The 18,941-nt window shown below is 61.4% G+C and carries 18 protein-coding genes; 8 read left to right on the top strand and 10 right to left on the bottom strand.

Annotated elements, in window-relative coordinates:
- The first annotated feature begins 1 nt into the window (after position 1).
- Complete coding sequence (locus MRY75_RS08025) at positions 2-1,162, top strand: acetate/propionate family kinase (RefSeq protein ID WP_292306748.1); 1,161 nt, start codon at positions 2-4, stop codon at positions 1,160-1,162.
- A 10-nt stretch (positions 1,163-1,172) separates the two neighbouring features.
- On the opposite strand, the gene MRY75_RS08020 is transcribed toward MRY75_RS08025, so the two are convergent.
- A complete protein-coding gene (locus tag MRY75_RS08020; RefSeq protein ID WP_292306746.1) occupies positions 1,173-2,036 on the bottom strand; it encodes a phosphate acyltransferase in 864 nt (287 codons plus the stop codon).
- Between the two features lie 36 nt (positions 2,037-2,072).
- Here MRY75_RS08020 and MRY75_RS08015 point away from each other — a divergent pair, with 36 nt between their 5' ends.
- The 6 genes from MRY75_RS08015 to MRY75_RS07990 all read left to right on the top strand — a co-directional run bounded on the left by MRY75_RS08015 (position 2,073) and on the right by MRY75_RS07990 (position 8,910).
- Complete coding sequence (locus MRY75_RS08015) at positions 2,073-3,206, top strand: citrate synthase (protein ID WP_292306744.1); 1,134 nt, start codon at positions 2,073-2,075, stop codon at positions 3,204-3,206.
- A gap of 109 nt (positions 3,207-3,315) precedes the next feature.
- Entirely contained in the window at positions 3,316-6,144 is a 2,829-nt protein-coding gene (locus MRY75_RS08010) for a molybdopterin oxidoreductase family protein (RefSeq protein ID WP_292306742.1), read from the top strand.
- Positions 6,141-6,305: a hypothetical protein gene (locus MRY75_RS08005; protein WP_292306739.1), complete on the top strand. Its 165-nt coding sequence runs from the start codon at positions 6,141-6,143 to the stop codon at positions 6,303-6,305. Before MRY75_RS08010 ends, MRY75_RS08005 begins: the two co-directional genes overlap by 4 nt.
- A complete protein-coding gene (locus tag MRY75_RS08000; protein ID WP_292306737.1) occupies positions 6,302-7,051 on the top strand; it encodes a 4Fe-4S dicluster domain-containing protein in 750 nt (249 codons plus the stop codon). The genes MRY75_RS08005 and MRY75_RS08000 overlap by 4 nt, the downstream gene beginning before the upstream one ends.
- Positions 7,051-7,923, top strand: coding sequence for a DmsC/YnfH family molybdoenzyme membrane anchor subunit (locus MRY75_RS07995; protein ID WP_292306736.1), 873 nt, complete (start codon positions 7,051-7,053; stop codon positions 7,921-7,923). The genes MRY75_RS08000 and MRY75_RS07995 overlap by 1 nt, the downstream gene beginning before the upstream one ends.
- A gap of 3 nt (positions 7,924-7,926) precedes the next feature.
- Positions 7,927-8,910 carry an ester cyclase gene (locus tag MRY75_RS07990; protein ID WP_292306734.1) on the top strand — a complete coding sequence of 328 codons (984 nt, stop codon included), beginning with the start codon at positions 7,927-7,929 and terminating at the stop codon, positions 8,908-8,910.
- Positions 8,911-8,913: 3 nt separating this feature from the next.
- Here the strand turns inward: MRY75_RS07990 and MRY75_RS07985 are convergent, their stop codons facing one another.
- The 9 genes from MRY75_RS07985 to MRY75_RS07945 all read right to left on the bottom strand — a co-directional run bounded on the left by MRY75_RS07985 (position 8,914) and on the right by MRY75_RS07945 (position 18,180).
- Positions 8,914-9,912, bottom strand: coding sequence for a LacI family DNA-binding transcriptional regulator (locus MRY75_RS07985; RefSeq protein ID WP_292306733.1), 999 nt, complete (start codon positions 9,910-9,912; stop codon positions 8,914-8,916).
- Entirely contained in the window at positions 9,909-10,100 is a 192-nt protein-coding gene (locus MRY75_RS07980) for a hypothetical protein (protein WP_292306732.1), read from the bottom strand. The genes MRY75_RS07985 and MRY75_RS07980 overlap by 4 nt, the downstream gene beginning before the upstream one ends.
- Positions 10,101-10,161: 61 nt before the next feature.
- Positions 10,162-10,806: a DUF1523 family protein gene (locus MRY75_RS07975; protein WP_292306730.1), complete on the bottom strand. Its 645-nt coding sequence runs from the start codon at positions 10,804-10,806 to the stop codon at positions 10,162-10,164.
- Between the two features lie 12 nt (positions 10,807-10,818).
- Complete coding sequence (locus MRY75_RS07970; protein ID WP_292306729.1) at positions 10,819-11,085, bottom strand: hypothetical protein; 267 nt, start codon at positions 11,083-11,085, stop codon at positions 10,819-10,821.
- A 3-nt stretch (positions 11,086-11,088) separates the two neighbouring features.
- Positions 11,089-12,423, bottom strand: a complete 1,335-nt coding sequence (locus MRY75_RS07965) for a DUF6638 family protein (RefSeq protein ID WP_292306727.1) — start codon at positions 12,421-12,423, stop codon at positions 11,089-11,091.
- 1,027 nt (positions 12,424-13,450) lie between these two features.
- Positions 13,451-15,385, bottom strand: coding sequence for an ATP-binding protein (locus MRY75_RS07960; RefSeq protein ID WP_292306725.1), 1,935 nt, complete (start codon positions 15,383-15,385; stop codon positions 13,451-13,453).
- Positions 15,386-15,461: 76 nt separating this feature from the next.
- Positions 15,462-16,580 carry a hypothetical protein gene (locus MRY75_RS07955; RefSeq protein ID WP_292306724.1) on the bottom strand — a complete coding sequence of 373 codons (1,119 nt, stop codon included), beginning with the start codon at positions 16,578-16,580 and terminating at the stop codon, positions 15,462-15,464.
- Complete coding sequence (locus MRY75_RS07950) at positions 16,573-17,103, bottom strand: hypothetical protein (protein WP_292306723.1); 531 nt, start codon at positions 17,101-17,103, stop codon at positions 16,573-16,575. Before MRY75_RS07950 ends, MRY75_RS07955 begins: the two co-directional genes overlap by 8 nt.
- Positions 17,104-18,180, bottom strand: a complete 1,077-nt coding sequence (locus MRY75_RS07945; RefSeq protein ID WP_292306721.1) for a hypothetical protein — start codon at positions 18,178-18,180, stop codon at positions 17,104-17,106.
- Between the two features lie 178 nt (positions 18,181-18,358).
- On the opposite strand from MRY75_RS07945, the gene MRY75_RS07940 reads away from it, so the two are divergent.
- Complete coding sequence (locus MRY75_RS07940) at positions 18,359-18,922, top strand: hypothetical protein (protein WP_292306719.1); 564 nt, start codon at positions 18,359-18,361, stop codon at positions 18,920-18,922.
- Positions 18,923-18,941 lie beyond the last annotated feature (19 nt).

Raw genomic sequence — 18,941 nt, 5'->3', positions numbered from 1 at the left:
CATGACCGACCCCGCAGAAAACGGACCAATTCTGGTCCTGAATGCGGGGTCGTCCTCGATTAAGTTTGCGCTGTTCGATGACGCTCTGAACGAGACCCTGTCGGGCATGGCCGAGGCCATCGGCGGGGCGTCCACCCTGCGGATCGGTGACGAAACGCGCGATGTTCCGTTGATTGATCATCGCGCGGCGTTGGAGGCGATCCTGAAGGCGCTGTCAGAGCGCGGGATCACGCCCGAGACCCTGCGCGCGGTGGGGCATCGCGTGGTACATGGTGGTCGCAAGCTCACCGGGCCGATGCGCGTCACCGACGAGGTTCGCGCCGAGATTGCCAACTGCACGCCGCTGGCGCCGCTGCACAACCCGCACAACCTTGCCCCGATGGAGGCATTGTCGCGCCTTGCTCCCGACTTGCCCCAATTCGCCAGCTTCGACACGTCGTTCCACGCGACCAACCCGAACGTGGCCACGCGCTATGCCATCCCCAAGATGATGGAGACCAAGGGCATCCGCCGCTATGGCTTCCACGGTCTCAGCTACGCATCTCTCGTGCGTCGCCTGCCTGAAGTGTCCGGCGAGGCGCTGCCCTCGCGCCTTCTGGCGTTTCATCTCGGCAACGGTGCGTCGCTCTGCGCAATCCACAACGGACAGTCGATTGCCACCACGATGGGGTATTCACCGCTGGATGGCCTGACGATGGGCACCCGTTCCGGCGGGATCGACGCGAACGCTGTGTTGCGTTTGGTCGAGGAAAATGGGCTGGAGCGCACAAAGGCGATCCTGAATCACGAAAGCGGTTTGCTGGGTCTGTCCGGTGGTAAGTCCGACATGCGCAAGCTGATGCTGGATCCGTCTGCCGAAAGCGCCTTTGCGGTCGAGCATTTCTGTTACTGGACGCTGCGCCATGCCGGGTCGTTGATCGCGGCCCTGGAGGGTCTCGACGCCATCGCGTTCACCGGCGGCATCGGCGAAAACGCGGTTGGGGTTCGGGCGCGCATCCTGCGCGGATTGGAATGGGCCGGTGTCCGGATCAATCCGGATTTCAACCACCGCTCGGGTCCGCGCCTGCATGCGGACAGCTCCAAGGTCTCGGTCTGGGTCATCCCGGCGGAAGAAGAGCGCATGATCGCGCTGGATGCCGTGGCCTTGTTGGAGGCCGCATGACATTCACGTGTCAGGTGCGCTGCGCAAGGGCGATGGTCACCAGCGTGGAGGCGACGATGTCATCCACCGTGGCACCCCGGCTGAGGTCGCAGACCGGTTTCGCGAAACCCTGCAGGAAGGGCCCGATGGCCTGCGCGCCCGCCAATTCCTGGCACAGCTTGTATGCGATGTTCCCCGCGTCGAGTGACGGAAAGACGAGCACGTTGGCATCGCCGCTGCCCAGCCCCTTCTTCGCGGCAATCGTTGCGTTCAAGGCAGCATCGGCCTGCACTGGTCCGACAAAGCCGGTGGCCGCGGCCACGTCGCGCACGCGGTCCACGCTGTCGCCTGCGCCGCTGGTTCCGGTGGAAAACGACAAGAGCGCGACCCGCGCGTCACCCAACAGCGCCTTTGCCGTGTCAGCCGAAGCCCGCGCAATGGCTTCCAGCGCCGCTGCATCCGGTGCCACGTTTACTGCGCAATCGGCGAACACGAATTCGCGCCCATCCGGGAAGACCATCAGGAAATACGACGACGGGATTGTCACGCCCTCGGCCAGACCGATCGCCATGCTGGCCGCTTCGATCACGCGCCGCGTCGGGCTGTCGGCCCCTGCAACCATCGCGTCGGCCTCGCCTGCCGCGACCATGGCCGCCGCGCGATACAGGGGTTTCTGCAAAAGCCTGCGGGCCATCGCCTCTTTCATCCCGCGGGCGGCCACAAGGGCGGCAACCTGCGCTTCTGTTGGATCAGCCGAGACATCCAACACGGAACACAGCCCGTCGTCATTCAGACGCTGCGCTGCATCCGCAACACGGGGATCGTCCAGTTCAGGAAACACCACCCGTGTCTTCGAACCTGCTGCAATGGCACGCGCCGTGTCCAGAACGCTCATATCTCTCTCCCACTTCCGGCCGCAAAGGAGCCTTCAATGACCGAGAACGTCAAGATCAACCGTGGTTTGAAGGGGGTCTATTTCGAACGGTCAGGTGTGAGCGACATCGACGGCGCAGCCGGTACCCTGCAGTATCGCGGCTATTCGATTCACGATCTGGCCACACATGCCACGTTCGAAGAAGTGTGCCACCTGTTGATGAAGGGCGAGTTGCCAAACGCGGCAGAGCTTGCAGCCTTCGATGCCGAGATGCGGTCGGCGCGGTCGGTGCCGGATGCGGTTCTCGACATCATTCGCGTGTGCAAGGATGGCCATCCAATGGATGTGCTGCGCACCGCAGTCTCGGCGCTGGCGGCATTGGAGCCGGACAGTCAGGAGACCGGGGAAGAGGCCTTTCTGCGCAACGGCATCAGACTGACCGCACAAGTGCCCACGCTGGTCGCGGCGCATGAGGCGATCCGCAATGGACGTGATCCCGTCGCACCGGATGACAGCCTGAGCCATGCCGCCAATTGGCTTTGGATGCTCAAGGGCGAAAAGCCTTCGGAGGATGCAGCGCGTCTCGCCGATGTGGATTTTGTCCTGCACGCCGAACATGGGGCCAATGCCTCCAGCTTTGCCGCGAGGGTGACGGTCGGGACCGAGGCGAACCTGCACGGGGCCATCGTGACCGCGCTCAGCACACTGGCGGGTCCCGCGCATGGCGGTGCTGCGGAAGACGTGATGAAGATGGTCAAGGAGATCGGCACTCCGGACAAAGCGGCGGAGTACGTCAAGACCAAACGCGCCAATCGCGAGGCTGTCACCGGCTTCGGCCACCGCGTCTACCGGGCCGAAGACCCCCGTGCGCGCCACATGCGCGAAGGGGTCCGCAAGCTGGGCGAAGAGATGGGCGCGCCGGAATGGTATGAGATCCTGCAAGCGGTCGTCGAGGCGATGAAGCCCTACAGCCGCCACGGGCTGAACGTGAACGTGGATTTCTATTCCGGGGTGATCTACCAGTTGCACGGCATCCCGATGGACCTTTACGTTCCGATCTTTGCCATCGGGCGGATGCCGGGTTGGGTGATCCAGTGCATCGAACAGCAACGCGGCAATATCCTGATCCGTCCGCTCACGCTCTACAACGGGCCGGAGCCGCGCGATTGGGTGCCTCTTGACGCCCGATAAGACGGATATGTAAGCGCTTGCATAATGCGCCTTTACCATCGGCGCAGAAACATGAACACTGTCGCCAACTCCGACCGGGGCGACACCCGGCGGATCAGGGAGGATAGATATGGGCCACGTCCAGCCAGAGCTGAACCTGTCACCGAAAGTCTCGGATGAGGTGCGCAAGACCACCTGCTACATGTGCGCCTGCCGCTGCGGGATCAACGTGCATATGAAGGACGGAAAGGTCGCCTATATCGAAGGCAACCGGGACCATCCGGTGAACCGGGGTGTCCTATGTGCCAAGGGCAGCGCGGGCATCATGCAGCACAACGCACCATCTCGCCTGCGTGCGCCGTTGAAGCGCGTGGGCCCGCGAGGATCGGGTGAGTTCGAAGAGATCTCATGGGGCGAGGCGCTGCAGATCGCAACAGACTGGCTCAAACCGATCCGCGACACAGCCCCCGAAAAGTTGGCATTTTTCACCGGGCGCGACCAGTCGCAATCCTTCACCAGCTTCTGGGCGCAGAATTTCGGCACGCCGAACTATGCAGCCCATGGCGGGTTCTGTTCCGTCAACATGGCTGCCGCCGGTATCTACACAATGGGCGGCGCGTTCTGGGAATTTGGTCAGCCCGACTGGGACCACACCAAGTTGTTCATGCTTTTCGGCGTGGCCGAGGATCACGACAGCAACCCGATCAAGATGGGCCTTGGCAAGATCAAGGCACGCGGGGCCAAGGTAATCGGCGTCAACCCGATCCGCACCGGCTACAACGCGATTGCCGATGACTGGGTTGGCATCACGCCGGGCACCGATGGGTTGTTCATCCTGTCGCTGGTGCATGAGTTGATGAAGGCCGGGAAGATCGACCTCGACTACCTTGCCCGCTACACCAACGCGCCGGTTCTGGTGAATGGCGACACGAAATCGCCGGAACACGGGCTGTTCCTCAAGGATGACAACGGCAAGCCGCTGGTCATGGACCGGGTGACGGGCAAGCTGACCCCGTTCGATCAGCCCGGCGTCAAACCCGACCTTGCCGCCAGCTACCGCCATGCCGGGATCACGCACAAGACCGTCATGCACCTGATGGCCGAGCGCTATCTCGATCCGCAATACGCGCCTGAGGCTGTGGCAGAAACCTGCGGCGTGTCCGCCACCAAGATCAAACGCATCGCGGCCGAGATTGCCCGCGTCGCCTTTGACGAGGCCATCGAGATCGACCAGCCATGGACGGATTTCCGGGGCGAAAAGCATGACAAGATGCTGGGTCGCCCGGTCAGCTTCCACGCGATGCGCGGGATCAGCGCGCATTCCAACGGCTTCCAGACCTGCCGGGCGCTGCATGTGCTGCAAATCCTGCTGGGTGCGGTCGAAACCCCCGGCGGGTTCCGCTTCAAACCGCCTTACCCCAAGCCCGCAACAGCCCATCCCAAGCCGCACTGCAAGGTGACGCCGGGCAAGCCGCTGGACGGGCCGCATCTGGGCTTTGTGCATGGGCCGGATGACCTCTGCCTCAAGGAAGACGGCACGCCTGCACGCATCGACAAAGCGTTCACATGGGAAAACCCGATGAGCGCCCATGGCCTGATGCACATGGTCATCTCGAACGCCTATGCAGGCGATCCCTACAAGATCGACACGCTGTTCATGTACATGGCGAACATGTCGTGGAACTCGACGATGAACACGTCGGGCGTGATGAAGATGCTTACCGACAAGGATGAGAACGGCGACTACGTGATCCCGCGCATCATCTATTCCGATGCCTACTCGTCCGAGATGGTCGCCTATGCCGACCTGATCCTGCCCGACACGACCTATCTTGAACGGCACGACTGCATCTCGCTCCTCGACCGTCCGATCTGCGAGGCGGACGCGGCAGCGGATGCGATCCGTTGGCCTGTGGTGGAGCCGGACCGCGATGTGCGCGGGTTCCAATCCGTGCTGTGCGAACTGGGTGCAAAGCTCGACCTGCCCGGTTTCGTGAACGAGGACGGCAGTCAGAAATACGCCGATTACGCCGACTACATCACCAATCACCAGCGCCGCCCCGGTGTTGGCCCGCTTGCAGGGTGGCGCATGGGCGAGAACGGTCTGACCGGCGGGCGCGGCGACGTGAACGAGGCGCAGCTTGACAGCTACATCGCCAATGGCGGGTTCTGGATGGCGCATGTGCCCGAAGAGGGGCTGTACTACAAACCGTGGAACAAAGCCTATCAGGACTGGGCGGTGGAAATCGGCCTTTACGATGCGGCGGCGCCCTACATCTTCCAGCTTTACGTTGAGCCGATGCGCAAGTTCCAACTGGCCGCCGAAGGGCATGGCGACCGCCAGCCACCGGATCATCTGCGTGAGCGGATCAAGGAAACGCTCGACCCGCTGCCGATCTGGTACGCCCCGTTCGAGGACAGCCGCGTCGATACCGAGGAATTCGCGATCCACGCGCTGACCCAACGGCCTATGGCGATGTACCACTCCTGGGGCACGCAGAACGCATGGCTGCGCCAGATCCATGGCCGAAATCCGCTTTATCTGCCGACGAAGCTCTGGGAAAAGCGCGGGTTCAACACTGGCGACTGGGCGCGTGTGACCTCGGCCCATGGCAATATCACTGTGCCCGTCGCGCACATGGCGGCGCTCAACGAAAACACGGTCTGGACGTGGAACGCCATCGGCAAACGCAAAGGCGCATGGGCGCTCGACAAGGATGCGCCCGAGGCGACCAAGGGCTTCCTGCTCAATCACCTGATCCACGAACTGCTGCCGCCGAAAGGCGATGGGTTGCGCTGGGCGAACTCAGACCCGATCACCGGGCAGGCGGCGTGGTTTGACCTGCGGGTGAAGATCGAAAAGGTCGATGGCCCGTCTGAATCCCACCCGGTGTTCGATGAACTGAAATCTCCAGTCGGCAAGGGACCAGACGAACTGCGCTGGAAGGTGGAGTCATGAGCACTGCCGTGAAAGCCACGCTCTTGGCCATCGCTGTCGTGCTGATCGGCATGGCAGGATCGTTCATCTGGTTCGTCGCAACCTGGGACAAAGAGGCCGAACAGCCGATCGGGTTCGCGCCAGCACCCATCATCACGATCACGGAGGACCGCACCGCATGACGCAGCTTCCCGAAAAGACCGAGCGCAAGATGGGTCTGGTGATCGACCTCGACACCTGTGTCGGCTGCCATGCCTGTGTCGTGTCCTGCAAAGGCTGGAACACCGAAAACTACGGCGCGCCCCTGTCGGATCAGAATCCCTACGGCGCGGACCCGTCCGGCACCTTCCTCAACCGGGTTCATTCCTACGAGGTCCAGCCGGAAAGCGGCCCAGCACAGCTCATCCATTTCCCGAAATCCTGTCTGCATTGCGAAGACGCGCCCTGCGTGACCGTCTGCCCGACCGGGGCCAGCTACAAACGCACCGAGGACGGGATCGTTCTGGTGAACGAGAAAGACTGCATCGGCTGCGGTCTGTGTGCCTGGGCCTGTCCCTATGGTGCCCGTGAGTTGGACAAGGCCGAGGGGGTGATGAAGAAATGCACCCTTTGCGTGGATCGCATCTATAACGAGAACCTCCCCGAGGAAGACCGCGTGCCCGCCTGCGTGCGCACCTGCCCGTCGAATGCCCGTCACTTCGGCGATCTGGGTGATCCGGATAGTGAGGTCAGCCAGCTTGTTGCCGAACGCGGCGGGATGGACCTGATGCCGGAACAGGGCACCAAGCCCGTCAACAAATACCTGCCGCCGCGTCCCAAGGACCGGCTGAACGAAGAAATCGACATCCTCGCCCCGCTTCTTGCCCCCGTGGTGGAAGAGCCGAAGGGCTTTCTTGGATGGCTCGACAAGACGCTGGAGAAACTCTGATGCACCCGGCTCCGTCCATCATCGCCTTCAGCACGTTCTCTGGTCTGGGCTTGGGTCTGCTCTTCTGGCTTGGCATCGACCCCACAGCGCCAACCGGTTGGGTCGCCTTCGCGTTCTTCGCGATTGCCTATGCCTTGGCGGTCGGAGGTCTGATCTCCTCGACCTTCCACCTTGGCCGTCCCGAGCGGGCGATCAAGGCGTTCACTCAATGGCAGACAAGCTGGCTCAGCCGCGAGGCGTGGTGCGCCGTTGCGGCGTTGGTGATCATGGGGATCTACGCCTTCCTGCTGGTATTCTTCGATACGCAGGTGTCCATCCTCGGTTGGATCGGTGCGGCCTTTTCGCTGGCGACCGTCTACACCACCTCGATGATCTACGCCCAGCTCAAGACCGTGCCGCGTTGGAACACCGCGCTGACCTCGGCCCTGTTCCTGTCGTTGTCGATTGCAGGCGGGGCGCTGCTTTCGGGTCGGGTCACCATCGGTCTGGTCCTGCTCTTGGTGGCGGGCGGCCTGCAGGCGCTCTGGTGGAAAACCGGCGACACGCGGTTCAAGGAAAGCGGCACCGATCTCAAGACCGCGACCGGCCTTGGCAATATCGGTGAGGTCCGCGCCTTCGAGCCGCCGCATACCGGCACCAACTACCTGCTGAACGAGATGGTCTACACCGTCGGCCGCAGACATGCGCAGAAGCTGCGGATGATCGCACTGGTGCTGATGCTGGTCGTTCCCGTCTTCCTGCTGTTGCTGCCCTATCCGCATATCTTCGGCCTGCTGGCCCTGATCAGCCATATCGCCGGCGTTCTGGTCTCCCGCTGGCTGTTCTTTGCAGAAGCGGAACACGTTGTCGGCCTTTATTACGGGATGCGGTGATCCATGCCATTCCTTCCGGGGTTTGATGCGCGCTGGAAGGATGTTCCCGATTACATTCTCGGGATCACCAAGGACATCTGGGAAGACCGCGGCATTCACACGCTGCACCGGTACTACGGCCCAGAGCTTGTGGTGCGGTCCCCAGCCTCTGTGATCAAGGGTAATACCGGGATCATCGCTGCGACCAAGGCCACGCTGGCCGAATTTCCGGATCGCCAGCTTCTGGGCGAGGAGGTGATCTGGTGTGCCACCGGCGAGGACAGCTTTCTGTCCTCGCATCGGCTCTACTGCACCGCCACACATGACGGTCCGGGCATGTACGGCGCACCGACGGGGCGCAAACTGGCCTATCGCATCCTTGCGGACTGTTGGTGCCGCGAAAACGGTGTCCATGATGAATGGCTGGTGCGGGATCAGGGCGCGATTGTCCGCCAGATGGGACGGGATGTGGTCGATTGGACCCGAGACCTCATCGCGCGGGAAGGCGGGCCGGAAGCCTGCGTCAAACCGATGACCCCGGCCAATGACCAACCCGGTCCCTACACCGGCCGCGGCAATGACTCCGTTTGGGGTCATGCTTTGGCAGATATCCTCACGCGGATCGCCAATGCCGAATTCTCCGTGATCCCTGAAAGCTATGACCGCGCAGCTGAACTGGCTTATCCCGGACATGTAACCGGCGCGGGCTGGACGGATGCCGACCGGTTCTGGATGCAACTGCACGCGGCCTTCCCGGACGCGCGGTTTTCCGTCGATCATCGGATCGGGATGGAAGACCCCCTTTGTGCGCCCCGTGCTGCGGTCCGCTGGTCTCTGCACGGCAAGCATTCCGGCTGGGGCATGTTCGGCACACCCACCGGAGCCGAGGTTTACATCATGGGCATCACTCATGCCGAATTCGGTCGACACGGCCTGCGCCGTGAATGGACGTTGATCGACGAGACGACCATTTGGAAACAGATCCTGCTGGCGACAGGTGATCTCTGACCGCTACGCCGTGGTGCGGCGCACCAGAGTAACAGGCAACGGGGCCGGGGATGTCACATCCGTCCCGCCGATTTCCGACAGCAAAGCCTCTACCGTCGTTGTCACCATCGCTTCGGCATCCTGTCGGATGGTGGTCAGGCCATAGGCGGGCCAAGCGGCGCTGGGCACATCGTCGAACCCGATCAGCGCCACATCGTCCGGCACGCGCAAACCCAGTTCCGATCGCAGCACATCCATCACGCCGAAGGCCATGTAGTCATTCGCCACGAACACCGCATCGGGCCTGTCCAGCGTGTCGAACATGCGCCGTGCTGCTTCTTTGGCGCGCGGCAAGCGGTAGTCGCCGACTTCGCGGGCAAACAGGCCAAGCCCGGCAGCACGCAGGCCTTCCATAAACCCGGCCTCGCGGTCGCGCTGCGTGCTGGCGCCTTCCCAGCCCGCGATATGCCCGATCCGGGTGCGCCCTAGCGAGATCAGATGTTCCGCCGCCAGACGCCCGCCCATGCGGTTGTCCGACACCACCGCCAATTCGCCCTCGGCCTCGAGCTTGCGGTTGAACAGCACCACCGGCACACCGGACGCGCGGCAGCGATTGGCAAGATCGGAACTCAGGGACACGGAGGCAAGGATCAGCCCGTCGACCTGATAATCGAGGATCTGGCTCACCACGTCCTCGACATCGTCCGCAGAGTGGGCGGCCATGAAAACCAGCACGTGATAGCCTTCGCGCTCCAAAGCCTCGGACAGCAGTTCCAGCACGGTCGGGTAGAAATGGTTGTCGAGATAGGCCACCACCAGCCCGATGATCTTGCTCTTCCCGGTCAGCATCGCGCGGGCCAGGACATTGGGCCTGTAGCCCAAGGCATTGGCCGCCTCGCGCACCTTGGACGCCGTGCGTTCGCTGACCGAAGCCCCGGGCGTGAACACCCGACTTACCGCAGACCGGCTGACCCCGGCGCGTTTCGCCACATCCAGAGAGGTGATCTTGCGCGTCGTCGTCATGGGGCAGGCGGGGTCTTTTCCCCGCGATCATAGGCTTCCCAGCCCTCGCCACCGAACACGTCAACGCCAAGCTGCGCCAGGACATGCGGGAAATCGACCATGCCTTCGATGACCCGACGTGTCTCTTCGGTCTTGGACATGTCCGTATCGCGGGTCAGAACCGCCTGTTCGGGTCGCGCGCCTGCCATCATTCCTCACTGCATGCGTTTGCACGAGACTGACCGAAACCGCACCGCTTTGGCAAGCGCGTTACTTGGACTTCCAGCTGTCGAGCCACCGCCGGAACCCGCTGCGGCGGCGTGCGATGCCATCACCGACGGACTCGAACCCCTCTTCGACGTCTTCGAGAACCGGGTCGATCCGCGCGATGCGGAACCGCCGCCAGCGCACCCAGACAGCCCAGAACAGCGCGGCCAACGTCGTCAGGATCACGATATTGATCCACGGGATGATCCGCACATCCGGCCCGTCCACGGGCCGCACGCTGATCGCGTTCGGGAAGATGGTGAAGAACTCGTTCCGCCAGCCGTAATGCTTGATCACCACCCATTGCGGGTTCGCCGCCGTGCTGCGCAGGTCCGCCGCCTCGGCCTGCAGGTTCGACGTGTCGAACTTGAAATAGGGCGGCCAGCTCCAGCCGGTGTCCTCGTTGCGGTAGACCATCACGCGCCCGTTGTCGCGCACGGTCGAGATGAAGAACACGTCCCGGTTCCCCAATGTGCCGTCGCTGCCGATGTCGGCCTGCGCCCAGAACCAGCGGTTTTCGCCCGGATCGATCCGGCGCACATCAGTTTCCGTGATCCGCGCGATGTCATGCTGCGGCAGCGTGTAATGCAGGAAAGACGCGAACAGGACCCAGAAGGTCAGGATGAAGGCCCATTTGATATACCCCACGGCGTCGTCCCCTCAGTGGAAATTCGTCAAGTAGATGATGACAGAGATAACCGTCAGCGGCACGATATACACCCCCAGAATGAGCTTGCGCCGCAGCGACCCGTCGTATTCGCGCAATCCCGCCTCGACAAAGGCGTCGCGGTCGCCCTGCTGGATCTCCTCGTCCCATTCCTTTTCCAGCTTGTCGCGCCGCACCGCCCGTGAATAGAGCGAGAGGCAGATATAGACCACGCTCAGGACGAGAAATCCGATCACCAGCAACCGTGCGAGTGCAAACATGCGTTACCTCCGAACCGCGCCCCAGGGTCCGACGCGCGCGATGACATCCTCGCGCACGGGCTTTGGTTCTTCAAGCGGCGCGTCATGGCCGAACAAAGCCTCGCGCGCGCCTGCCTTGTCGGCGACGTATTCGCGCGTCAGGAAATCCACCACATAGGCGCGTTTCGTGTCGGTCCAACCGCGATAGGCGGCGTAGAACGCCTCCTTGTGGCAGATGTAAAGCTGCCGGATGTCCTTGGGCGACAGCTTGGACAGCAGCATGTTCACCAGTGTGGCGTCCTTCGTGTCACTGGCCCGCAGCGTGTAGAAATAGGCCGGATGGTCGCTTGCGATCCGGGGCCATTTCGCATCCCCATCCGCCCATTGCACCAGCTGGTTCAGGGCGTGCCATTCGGGGGGCAGCCGCTCGGAATACCGCCGCGCCAGCCCGCGAATGTCGCGCCGTGTGGCCCCCGTCAGGTCGATCTCCGCCTCCTGCGCGATGTCGACCACGATGAAATCCATCTTCTGCCGCAGAATGGCCGAGGCATCGATCCCCCGCGCCTTCACGATGGGCTCCACTAACCCGTTCAAGTCGAGAAACTTCGCCACCTTGTTCCGCTGCTCCAGCCCGAACGTATAGGCAATCGGCATGCCCGGCACCACGTTCCCCGCACAGATCGCTGCCGGATGCTCCACCTGCCGGAACACATAGATCCCGCCGAAATGGCTGGTGTGAAAGTTCTCCTGCCGGAACTCCATCTGCCGCAGGCGCACCGGATTGCGCACCACATCGCCCGTGCGTTTCGCGAGGGTGATCATCTCCGCAATAAGCACATCATCGTGCCAGCCGTCAGGCTCTGTCTTGAACCGATCCACCAGCGCGCCGAGCTTTTCCGCATCGCGCACCGTGCCGCTCGTCGTGTCCGCCTCGATCCGGATCGTGTGAATATCGAACAGCCGCTCCGGGTTCGACACGTCGAACACCGTGTTCACCAACTCCCCCGCCACCGCATCCTTGGCGGTCAGCGCGAACAACTGGCTCTCATTCGCCTCGATGAACTGCCGCAGAATATCCCGCGAGGTCGAGAATTTCGCATCGAGCAGAGGCGCCGTCTTCTGCTGCGTCGTCAGCAGAATGAACTGCCGGTTCACCCCGTTGTGGTTGAGGTAGAGCGGATCGTCCAACTCGTCCCCGATCTCGGGCGAGAAGCCGGAAATGTCGATGTGGAAATCGGTCTGGGCCGTGGTTTTGTCCGTCAGATGCTTGAGCGCGCGGTTGTACCGCTCCACCAGCGCCGGTGAGGCGACATGGATCAGGTTGCCGAACATCAGGCCGGATTGGATGAGGCGGTTCATGGTTCTACTCCGCTCCTGTGACGTGCGAACGCTTGGCGATAGATTCCGTATGCGAGACCTGCGATTACAGGCAAACCTCCCGCAAAGATGCTTATACCCTCAGACGTGTTCATCAGTTGGCTAAGAAGCCCGGCAGGCAAAAGAACGAGAGATGTCGCCAGATACACTGCCCAAGCGACAAAGGCAGATATGCTCCACCAGAAAACGAAACGAATGAAGGTCAACGCGCCGTCAGGCACAGGCAGGCTGCGGGAAACACTCCAACATACGAAGAGCGTCCCCAAGGACGCCCAAGCGACAGACGCGATGATAAACCCAACAGTCATTTGATGCCTTTACCATACAGCACAAAGCGATGCGCCCGGCCCGAGGGTGGGTGCGGAACGCGCCCGCCCTGGGGGGCGGGTCGGGCGCGTCGCGGCTTCGCCGCGTTTTGCGCTACTGTCCTATGTTCCCATTCATTCAAATAAATCATTTTTAACGTTTTCTCATCTTTCCAACCAAAAAATTTACCAAAAGAAAAGCCGATAGAAATAGCAACCAAATGAAACCAAAGATCAGAAGGAAGGACCCAAAAACTTCACCAAATTGATCGCTCGCATGTAAGCAATTTTGCGCCTCAAACGACCATCGTTGGCATATGCTCCCGGAGATGGCGTACGCCACGGGAACGGGTGGAACGATCAAAAGGGCAAAAAATTTGGTCAGCCTCACCCGTTTCCCTCCAAGCTTTGCCTTTCGCGAACAGCAATCTGGATGACGCGAACAGTGAGGAGAGGCACCCAAAGTATGGAAGTTCCGACCCAAGTGAAGATCATATTGGACGAGAAACTACGTCCCAAAACTGGCTCGACCGAAATACGAAAATACGTCCAGTTTGCAAGTCCAAGTATAATCCCAATCGCAAGTGCGCTGACAGCAAAGCGTTTCAAACCTTTCCATGCTGTGTCATGAGGCACCGGGAGGGCGGAAGGCAGAGCAAAGCAAAGGCCAAGTATCAGGGCAAACGTGAAAATGGAAAACAGCGTCACCCCTTCGCCTTCAGATACCGCCGCTTCGCCTCTTCCGTCCGCCCAAAGTCGCGCACCATGGCCTCGATCGCCACCTCATCCGACTTGTCCGCGTATCTGAACTCGGAATCCGCGTAGCGGTTGATCTCCTGGATCACCATCTCGACCGTGATCGGCCGCCGCAGCTCCTCGATCATTGCCGCCTTCCGATCATAGGGCTGGAACAGGAACAGCTCCGGCTGCTCCATCCATTCGTCCGGCAGTTCGAAATCCATCGCGCGGACCTTCACCGCGTCGGTGATGTTCTTGATCGCGCGCCCCGTAAAGCGCGGATCGGCCTCCTGAATGGCCTTGAGGTAGGTGCCCATCTTGGCAATCGTATTGAGTTCGCCGATCTGCGACGACACCCGGTCGAACACCTCCATCAATCCCGGTTCCTTGGGCCGGTTGTGAGACTCGAACGACGCCGCCACCGCCTTCTGGATCTGCTGCGCGGCGTAGAGTTCGTGGTCCCCCAGCGGAATGTCGTGCTTCTTGCCCATGAGCAGCGCAAGGATGTCGATGTAATCCTCCCGCGTCTGCGGCCCGTCCACAAGGAACCGCGCCCCCGCCCGCTGCCGCAGTGCATCGTCCACGTTCTCGGGGAAGTTCGAGAACATCCCGAAGGTGCAGTTCCCCCGCACCACCGTATTGGCCCCGGCAAACGCCTCCATGAACACCGCCGTGACCTCCTGTTGACCCGCGCTGGACTGCCGATCCCCCCGCTTGCCCGCGATCTGGTCGATGTCGTCGATGGTGCCGAACCCGATCACGCCGGGGTCGAGGATATTGTTGATGAACGCCTTCGCGTTCTGCCCCGACTTGCCCTGATAGCTGTCGATATTGTCGATGCCGAAGTTCTGGTACCGGAACGTGTAACCCGCGTTCTGGCAATACTCGTGGATCATCCCCGTCATCATCTGGATGAGCGTCGTCTTCCCCGTCCCCGGCGCGCCGTCCCCCATGAAGGTGAAGATGAAGCCGCCAAGCTCGGCAAACGGGTTTAACCGCCGCTCGAAGTCATAGGCCATCAGCATCTTCGCCAGCCGCATCGCCTGGTACTTGGCGATATGGTTGCCCACCACCTGATGCGGTTTCTTGAACTGCATGGTGAGCGTGGTGCCCTTGGCCTTGGTCGCAGGCGTGAAGCCCCGGAGCGTCAGATCATCCGCCTCCACCCGCCAATTGGCCGAGGTGAACGCCCCCGTCCGCGCCCCGTTCTGGGCGCGCAACGCGATCCGCTCCATCAATTGCTCGGCAAAGGCCAACACCGTCGCCACCATGCGCGGCTCATCTGACGCATGAAGTGCCAGCTTCTGATCCAATTCCCACAACGCCCCATGCAGGGCAAGCTGCGCGTTGTCGGTCAGAACCTCATGAACCTCGCCCACATCGACCGTCACCTCCGACGCCTGCGCGGCCAGCAAAAACGCCGTCGCATTGGCGAAGACATACCCAACCGCAAGCGCCTCCCCCTCAAGCAAAGCAGAAAACTCCGCCTTCCGATCCGCGCCCAACGACCCCTGCAAATTCGCCCGCTTCATCTCGCCCAAGGGCGTCGCGTCGGAAAACGCCTCCCCCACCGCAAGCGCAATCCCCAATGCCCGCCGCAGCCCATGCATCACCGCCGCCTGCGCGGGTGACACCAGCGGGTCATCCCCGTCCGCTCCAGCGATCCGCTCCAGCAGATGCACCCCCTCGGGCCGCGCCGTCGACCGTGTCACCAACCCCGGCGTGGTCGAGCGAAACCGCCGCCGTGTGCCAATCCCTGATGACCGCTCCACCGCCGCAGGCTCCGACGCTGTCGCCACCCGCGGCGTGTGATCGAACCCCTCAAGCATCGCATTGGCCGTCGCATAATTCTTGCGGATCGCCTCTTCGCGCAGCTCCATCAAATCGGACGTTACGGACATCTTGCGACGCTCCTATGCTTCATCTTGCCAAATAAACTCCCGCCGGAGGCTCCCGCAGCAAACGCAAGCGCGACGGTCAATAACTCAACACCCGCCCCGCATCGTTCACGACGAACTTCCGCACGCTGGCAAAGCCCGGCGGGTTCAATTCCGCCAGCGCCTGAAACGGCCGCTCCGGCAGGATGACCATACGTTCGGTCGCCGTTGTCCCGGTCTCGGCCCCGCGCCCTGCAAACGGGTCCAGCGCAAACACCTCGCGGTCCACCTTCGAGAACCAACCCGATTTCTCCTGTCGCACCCGCTCGCTTTCCAGCTCTTCCAGCGTCCAGGCCAGTGCCCAATCCTGCCCCTCGGGCGCGCGGGCCTGTTCCAGCACATCATGGATCGGCCCGGATTGCTGGGTGAAGGTCTGCGAATACATCGGCCCGATATGGAACCGCCGCAGCCGTTTCGGGTGCAGGTCGTCAAATGTCTCGTCAAACCCCTGCGCGATGGTCAGCAGCTTCAGCCCCCCAAGTGACTGCGCCATCAGATGCGCCTGCACCTCGGGCCAGCGCCGGTCGTCCTTGGGAAGCGCTTCGCGCCCGCTGTCCTCGACCTCCATCAGGTAGATCGTCGGCAGGTTCACCTGGCTGTCATACACGCCCCAATGCAGCAGATACCGCCGCCTTGGCTCGGTCCCTGACAGCCACAGGCATTGCGGATCGTTCCTCGCCCAGAACAGCTTCCCGCGTGTCAGTTCTTCATAGTAGAGCCGCTGGCTCAGAGTGAATTGCAGCCGCGTCGGGATCGCCTGATCGCCGATGATCTCGGTCACCATCTGGTCCTTCAACGCATCGACCGACGGCATGGTCCGCAAATGCTGATCCGCCTGCGCGGCGTCATTCGCCATCACCAGCAATTCCGTCGCCGTTGGAAACCCGCTGTCCTTCACATCCATGGTCAGGGAGCCGAAAAACTGCCCGGTGTCCCGCCCGACCAGCAGGTACTTCATCGACAGCGCCCGGAAGGTCAGATTGAGCGCAATCACATAGCGCGTCAGCACCTCGACCTCGGTCTTGGTCAGCCGCTTTTCCACATGCAGCATCGCCGCGACCCGGCCCAGATGGGCGAGGATGGTCTCGAACTTCGCAAAATACCGGCGGCTGGCCTGGGTGTCAGGAATCCCGCGATGGTCGTTTGTGCTATCAGTCACCACCGTCCCCGCTATCATTTCCCCGTCCGCAGCAGACCGCAATACGGCTCTTTTTCTCGTTTGGAAACACGGTATTTGCCAGGGCTGGGTCTGCTTTCCGTGAAGCTCTATTGGCGAACCAGCTGGTCGCAATAAAACACGCCAGCCCTAGCATCAGAGGATAATTGTTTTGCAGCGAGAATGAAAAACCTACTCCGATTATGATGAACCCCCATCGTAGAAACTTAAAAGCATCGACCCAAATAGGAAGGACGACCTCTTCTTGCGCCGGAAACGGTTTCTGACGTGCGTTGTTCTCATCTGATGGTCGCTTGGTGCGTACTTTTGGTCTTGCGAAGAGTTTCAGGAGAGCATTAATCGCAAGGAGCGCAAGGAATACTAAGAAAGATGGTACATAAGCCACTTCAATGACCGTTCCGACATGCGGAGAAATCATGCCGTCATGGTATAGTGCAAACGCTACGCTCAATACAATCAGGCATAGGATTACAAGATAGATCAGCCGATCGAAGACGCGCTTCACTTACGCCCCATACAGGTTCTTGTCGTGTTTCTCGACAATCGCCTGGAACCGGCGGGCAAAGCGTTCATCCGCCTTTGCCTTGGCCTCAAGCACTTCGCGGGCAAAGACCATGTGGTCTTCGTGGCTTTCCAGCATGTCGGCCATCTTCTGATTGGTCGCCGCCCCGATCCCGGCCATCGCGGTCTGGGCCTCCTGATCGGTCTTTACCCCGATCTCGTTGATCCGGTGCGCGATGTCCTGCTGCTGGGCGGTCTTCAAGGACTTCGACAGCGCATCATAAAGGACCACGCGCTGCTTGGTGTCGGTCTGGAGCTTGTTGATCAGAACCATCTGCGTCGCCGCCTGGTTCTGAAGGCTGTCGATCCAGGTCTTGCCCTTCTCGATATAGCGCTCCAGCGTCTGGCTCTTGGCCAGTTTGACCTGCTCGTCCTGCACCATCGCGTTATAGGCGGCGTTCAACTCGGCCAGTTCGGTTTCGAGCTTGGTGCGGGTAGCGGCATCCTGTTCGACGCTGATCTTGTTTTCCAACTCGATGATCTTGGGGTCCATCGCCAGAATCTCGGCCCGCACGGTCTCCAGTTCCCCAACCGTCGCTTCACGCTCGTCCAAAGTTTCGGCTAGGTTCACCTCGACCTTGTCCTTCTGCTCGTTCAGCAGGTTCAACTGGCCCTGAAGCAAGGTCACGATCACGTCCGACTTGGCGATGAGATCCTGCAGCTTGTCGTCGATGGACGCGGTCTTCATCCGCTCCTGCCGCATCGATTCCGACTTGCCCTTCGAGAAGATGCCGACAAAACTTTCCCAGCCTGTCTTCGACCGCATCTCGTCGAAATCCTTGGAAAACGCGGCGGTCACGTCATCCAGCCCCATGATCAGTTCCGCGATATTCGCGTTCATCACATCTGTATGAGCATGGACATCTTCCAGCGTCGCGTTCTCGATGTCGAAGGTGACATCCGAGCCATCCTTCATCTTGGCGCGGGCCGTTTCGATGCGGCTGGTCAACTCCGCGATCTTGGCCTGTGCTTCGGCCACCTGTGCCTGGCTTTGGCGCACCTGTGTGTCGAAATCCGCCATTCCAAATCCTCCAATCAATCCATCCGGGCCGACATCAATGGCAAGTTGGGCGCGCCGAACCGGGTCTGCCGGAACAATCGCAAAACCCCGGTTGAAAGGGAAGCGAAGATCGCGCTTAAAGGTGTGCAAGGCGCGGCGCTTTGCCGGGTCGCCAAGACATCCGAATGGAGACTTTGACATGAAACGATTTACAACCTGCGCCCTTGTCGCGGCTCTGTCTCTGCCGCTCTCTGCTCAGGCCGACGAGATTTCCGACACGCTGCAATCGGCCATCGAAGCCTATAACGATGGCGATATCACCTATGCCCTCGAAGAACTGGATTTCGTGCGCCAGAAATTGATGGCTCTGCGCGCCGAGGCCTTCCAGCAATTCCTGCCGCCGGCGCCTGATGGCTGGACCCGTGACGTGGAAACCGAAATGCAGGCCGGTCTTGCCATGATGGGCGGCGGCATGGGGGCGAGCGCGGAATACCGTGCGCCGGACGGCTCGCAGTATTATTCGATCACCATGATGGCCGACAACGCGATGGTGGCCAGCATGGGCGCGATGGTCGCCAATGCGGCCGCCATGGGCATGAAGGTCGAACGGGTGGGCCGTCAGCGCGTTGCGATCAATGACGGTCAGGCGATGGCGCTGGTCAACAATCGCATCCTGGTCACAGTCGAAGGCGGCGATGAGGCGCTGATGATGCAGGCGATGGAGGCGATCGACTTCGACGCGCTGTCGAATTTCGGCAACTGAGGAATTTGACCATCCGGTA

The organism is Marivita sp. (assembly GCF_022763305.1).
In the GTDB taxonomy this organism is placed as follows: domain Bacteria; phylum Pseudomonadota; class Alphaproteobacteria; order Rhodobacterales; family Rhodobacteraceae; genus Marivita.
The sequence above is the reverse complement of the archived record's forward strand: the minus strand, read 5'-3'. Positions and strand labels throughout refer to the sequence as shown.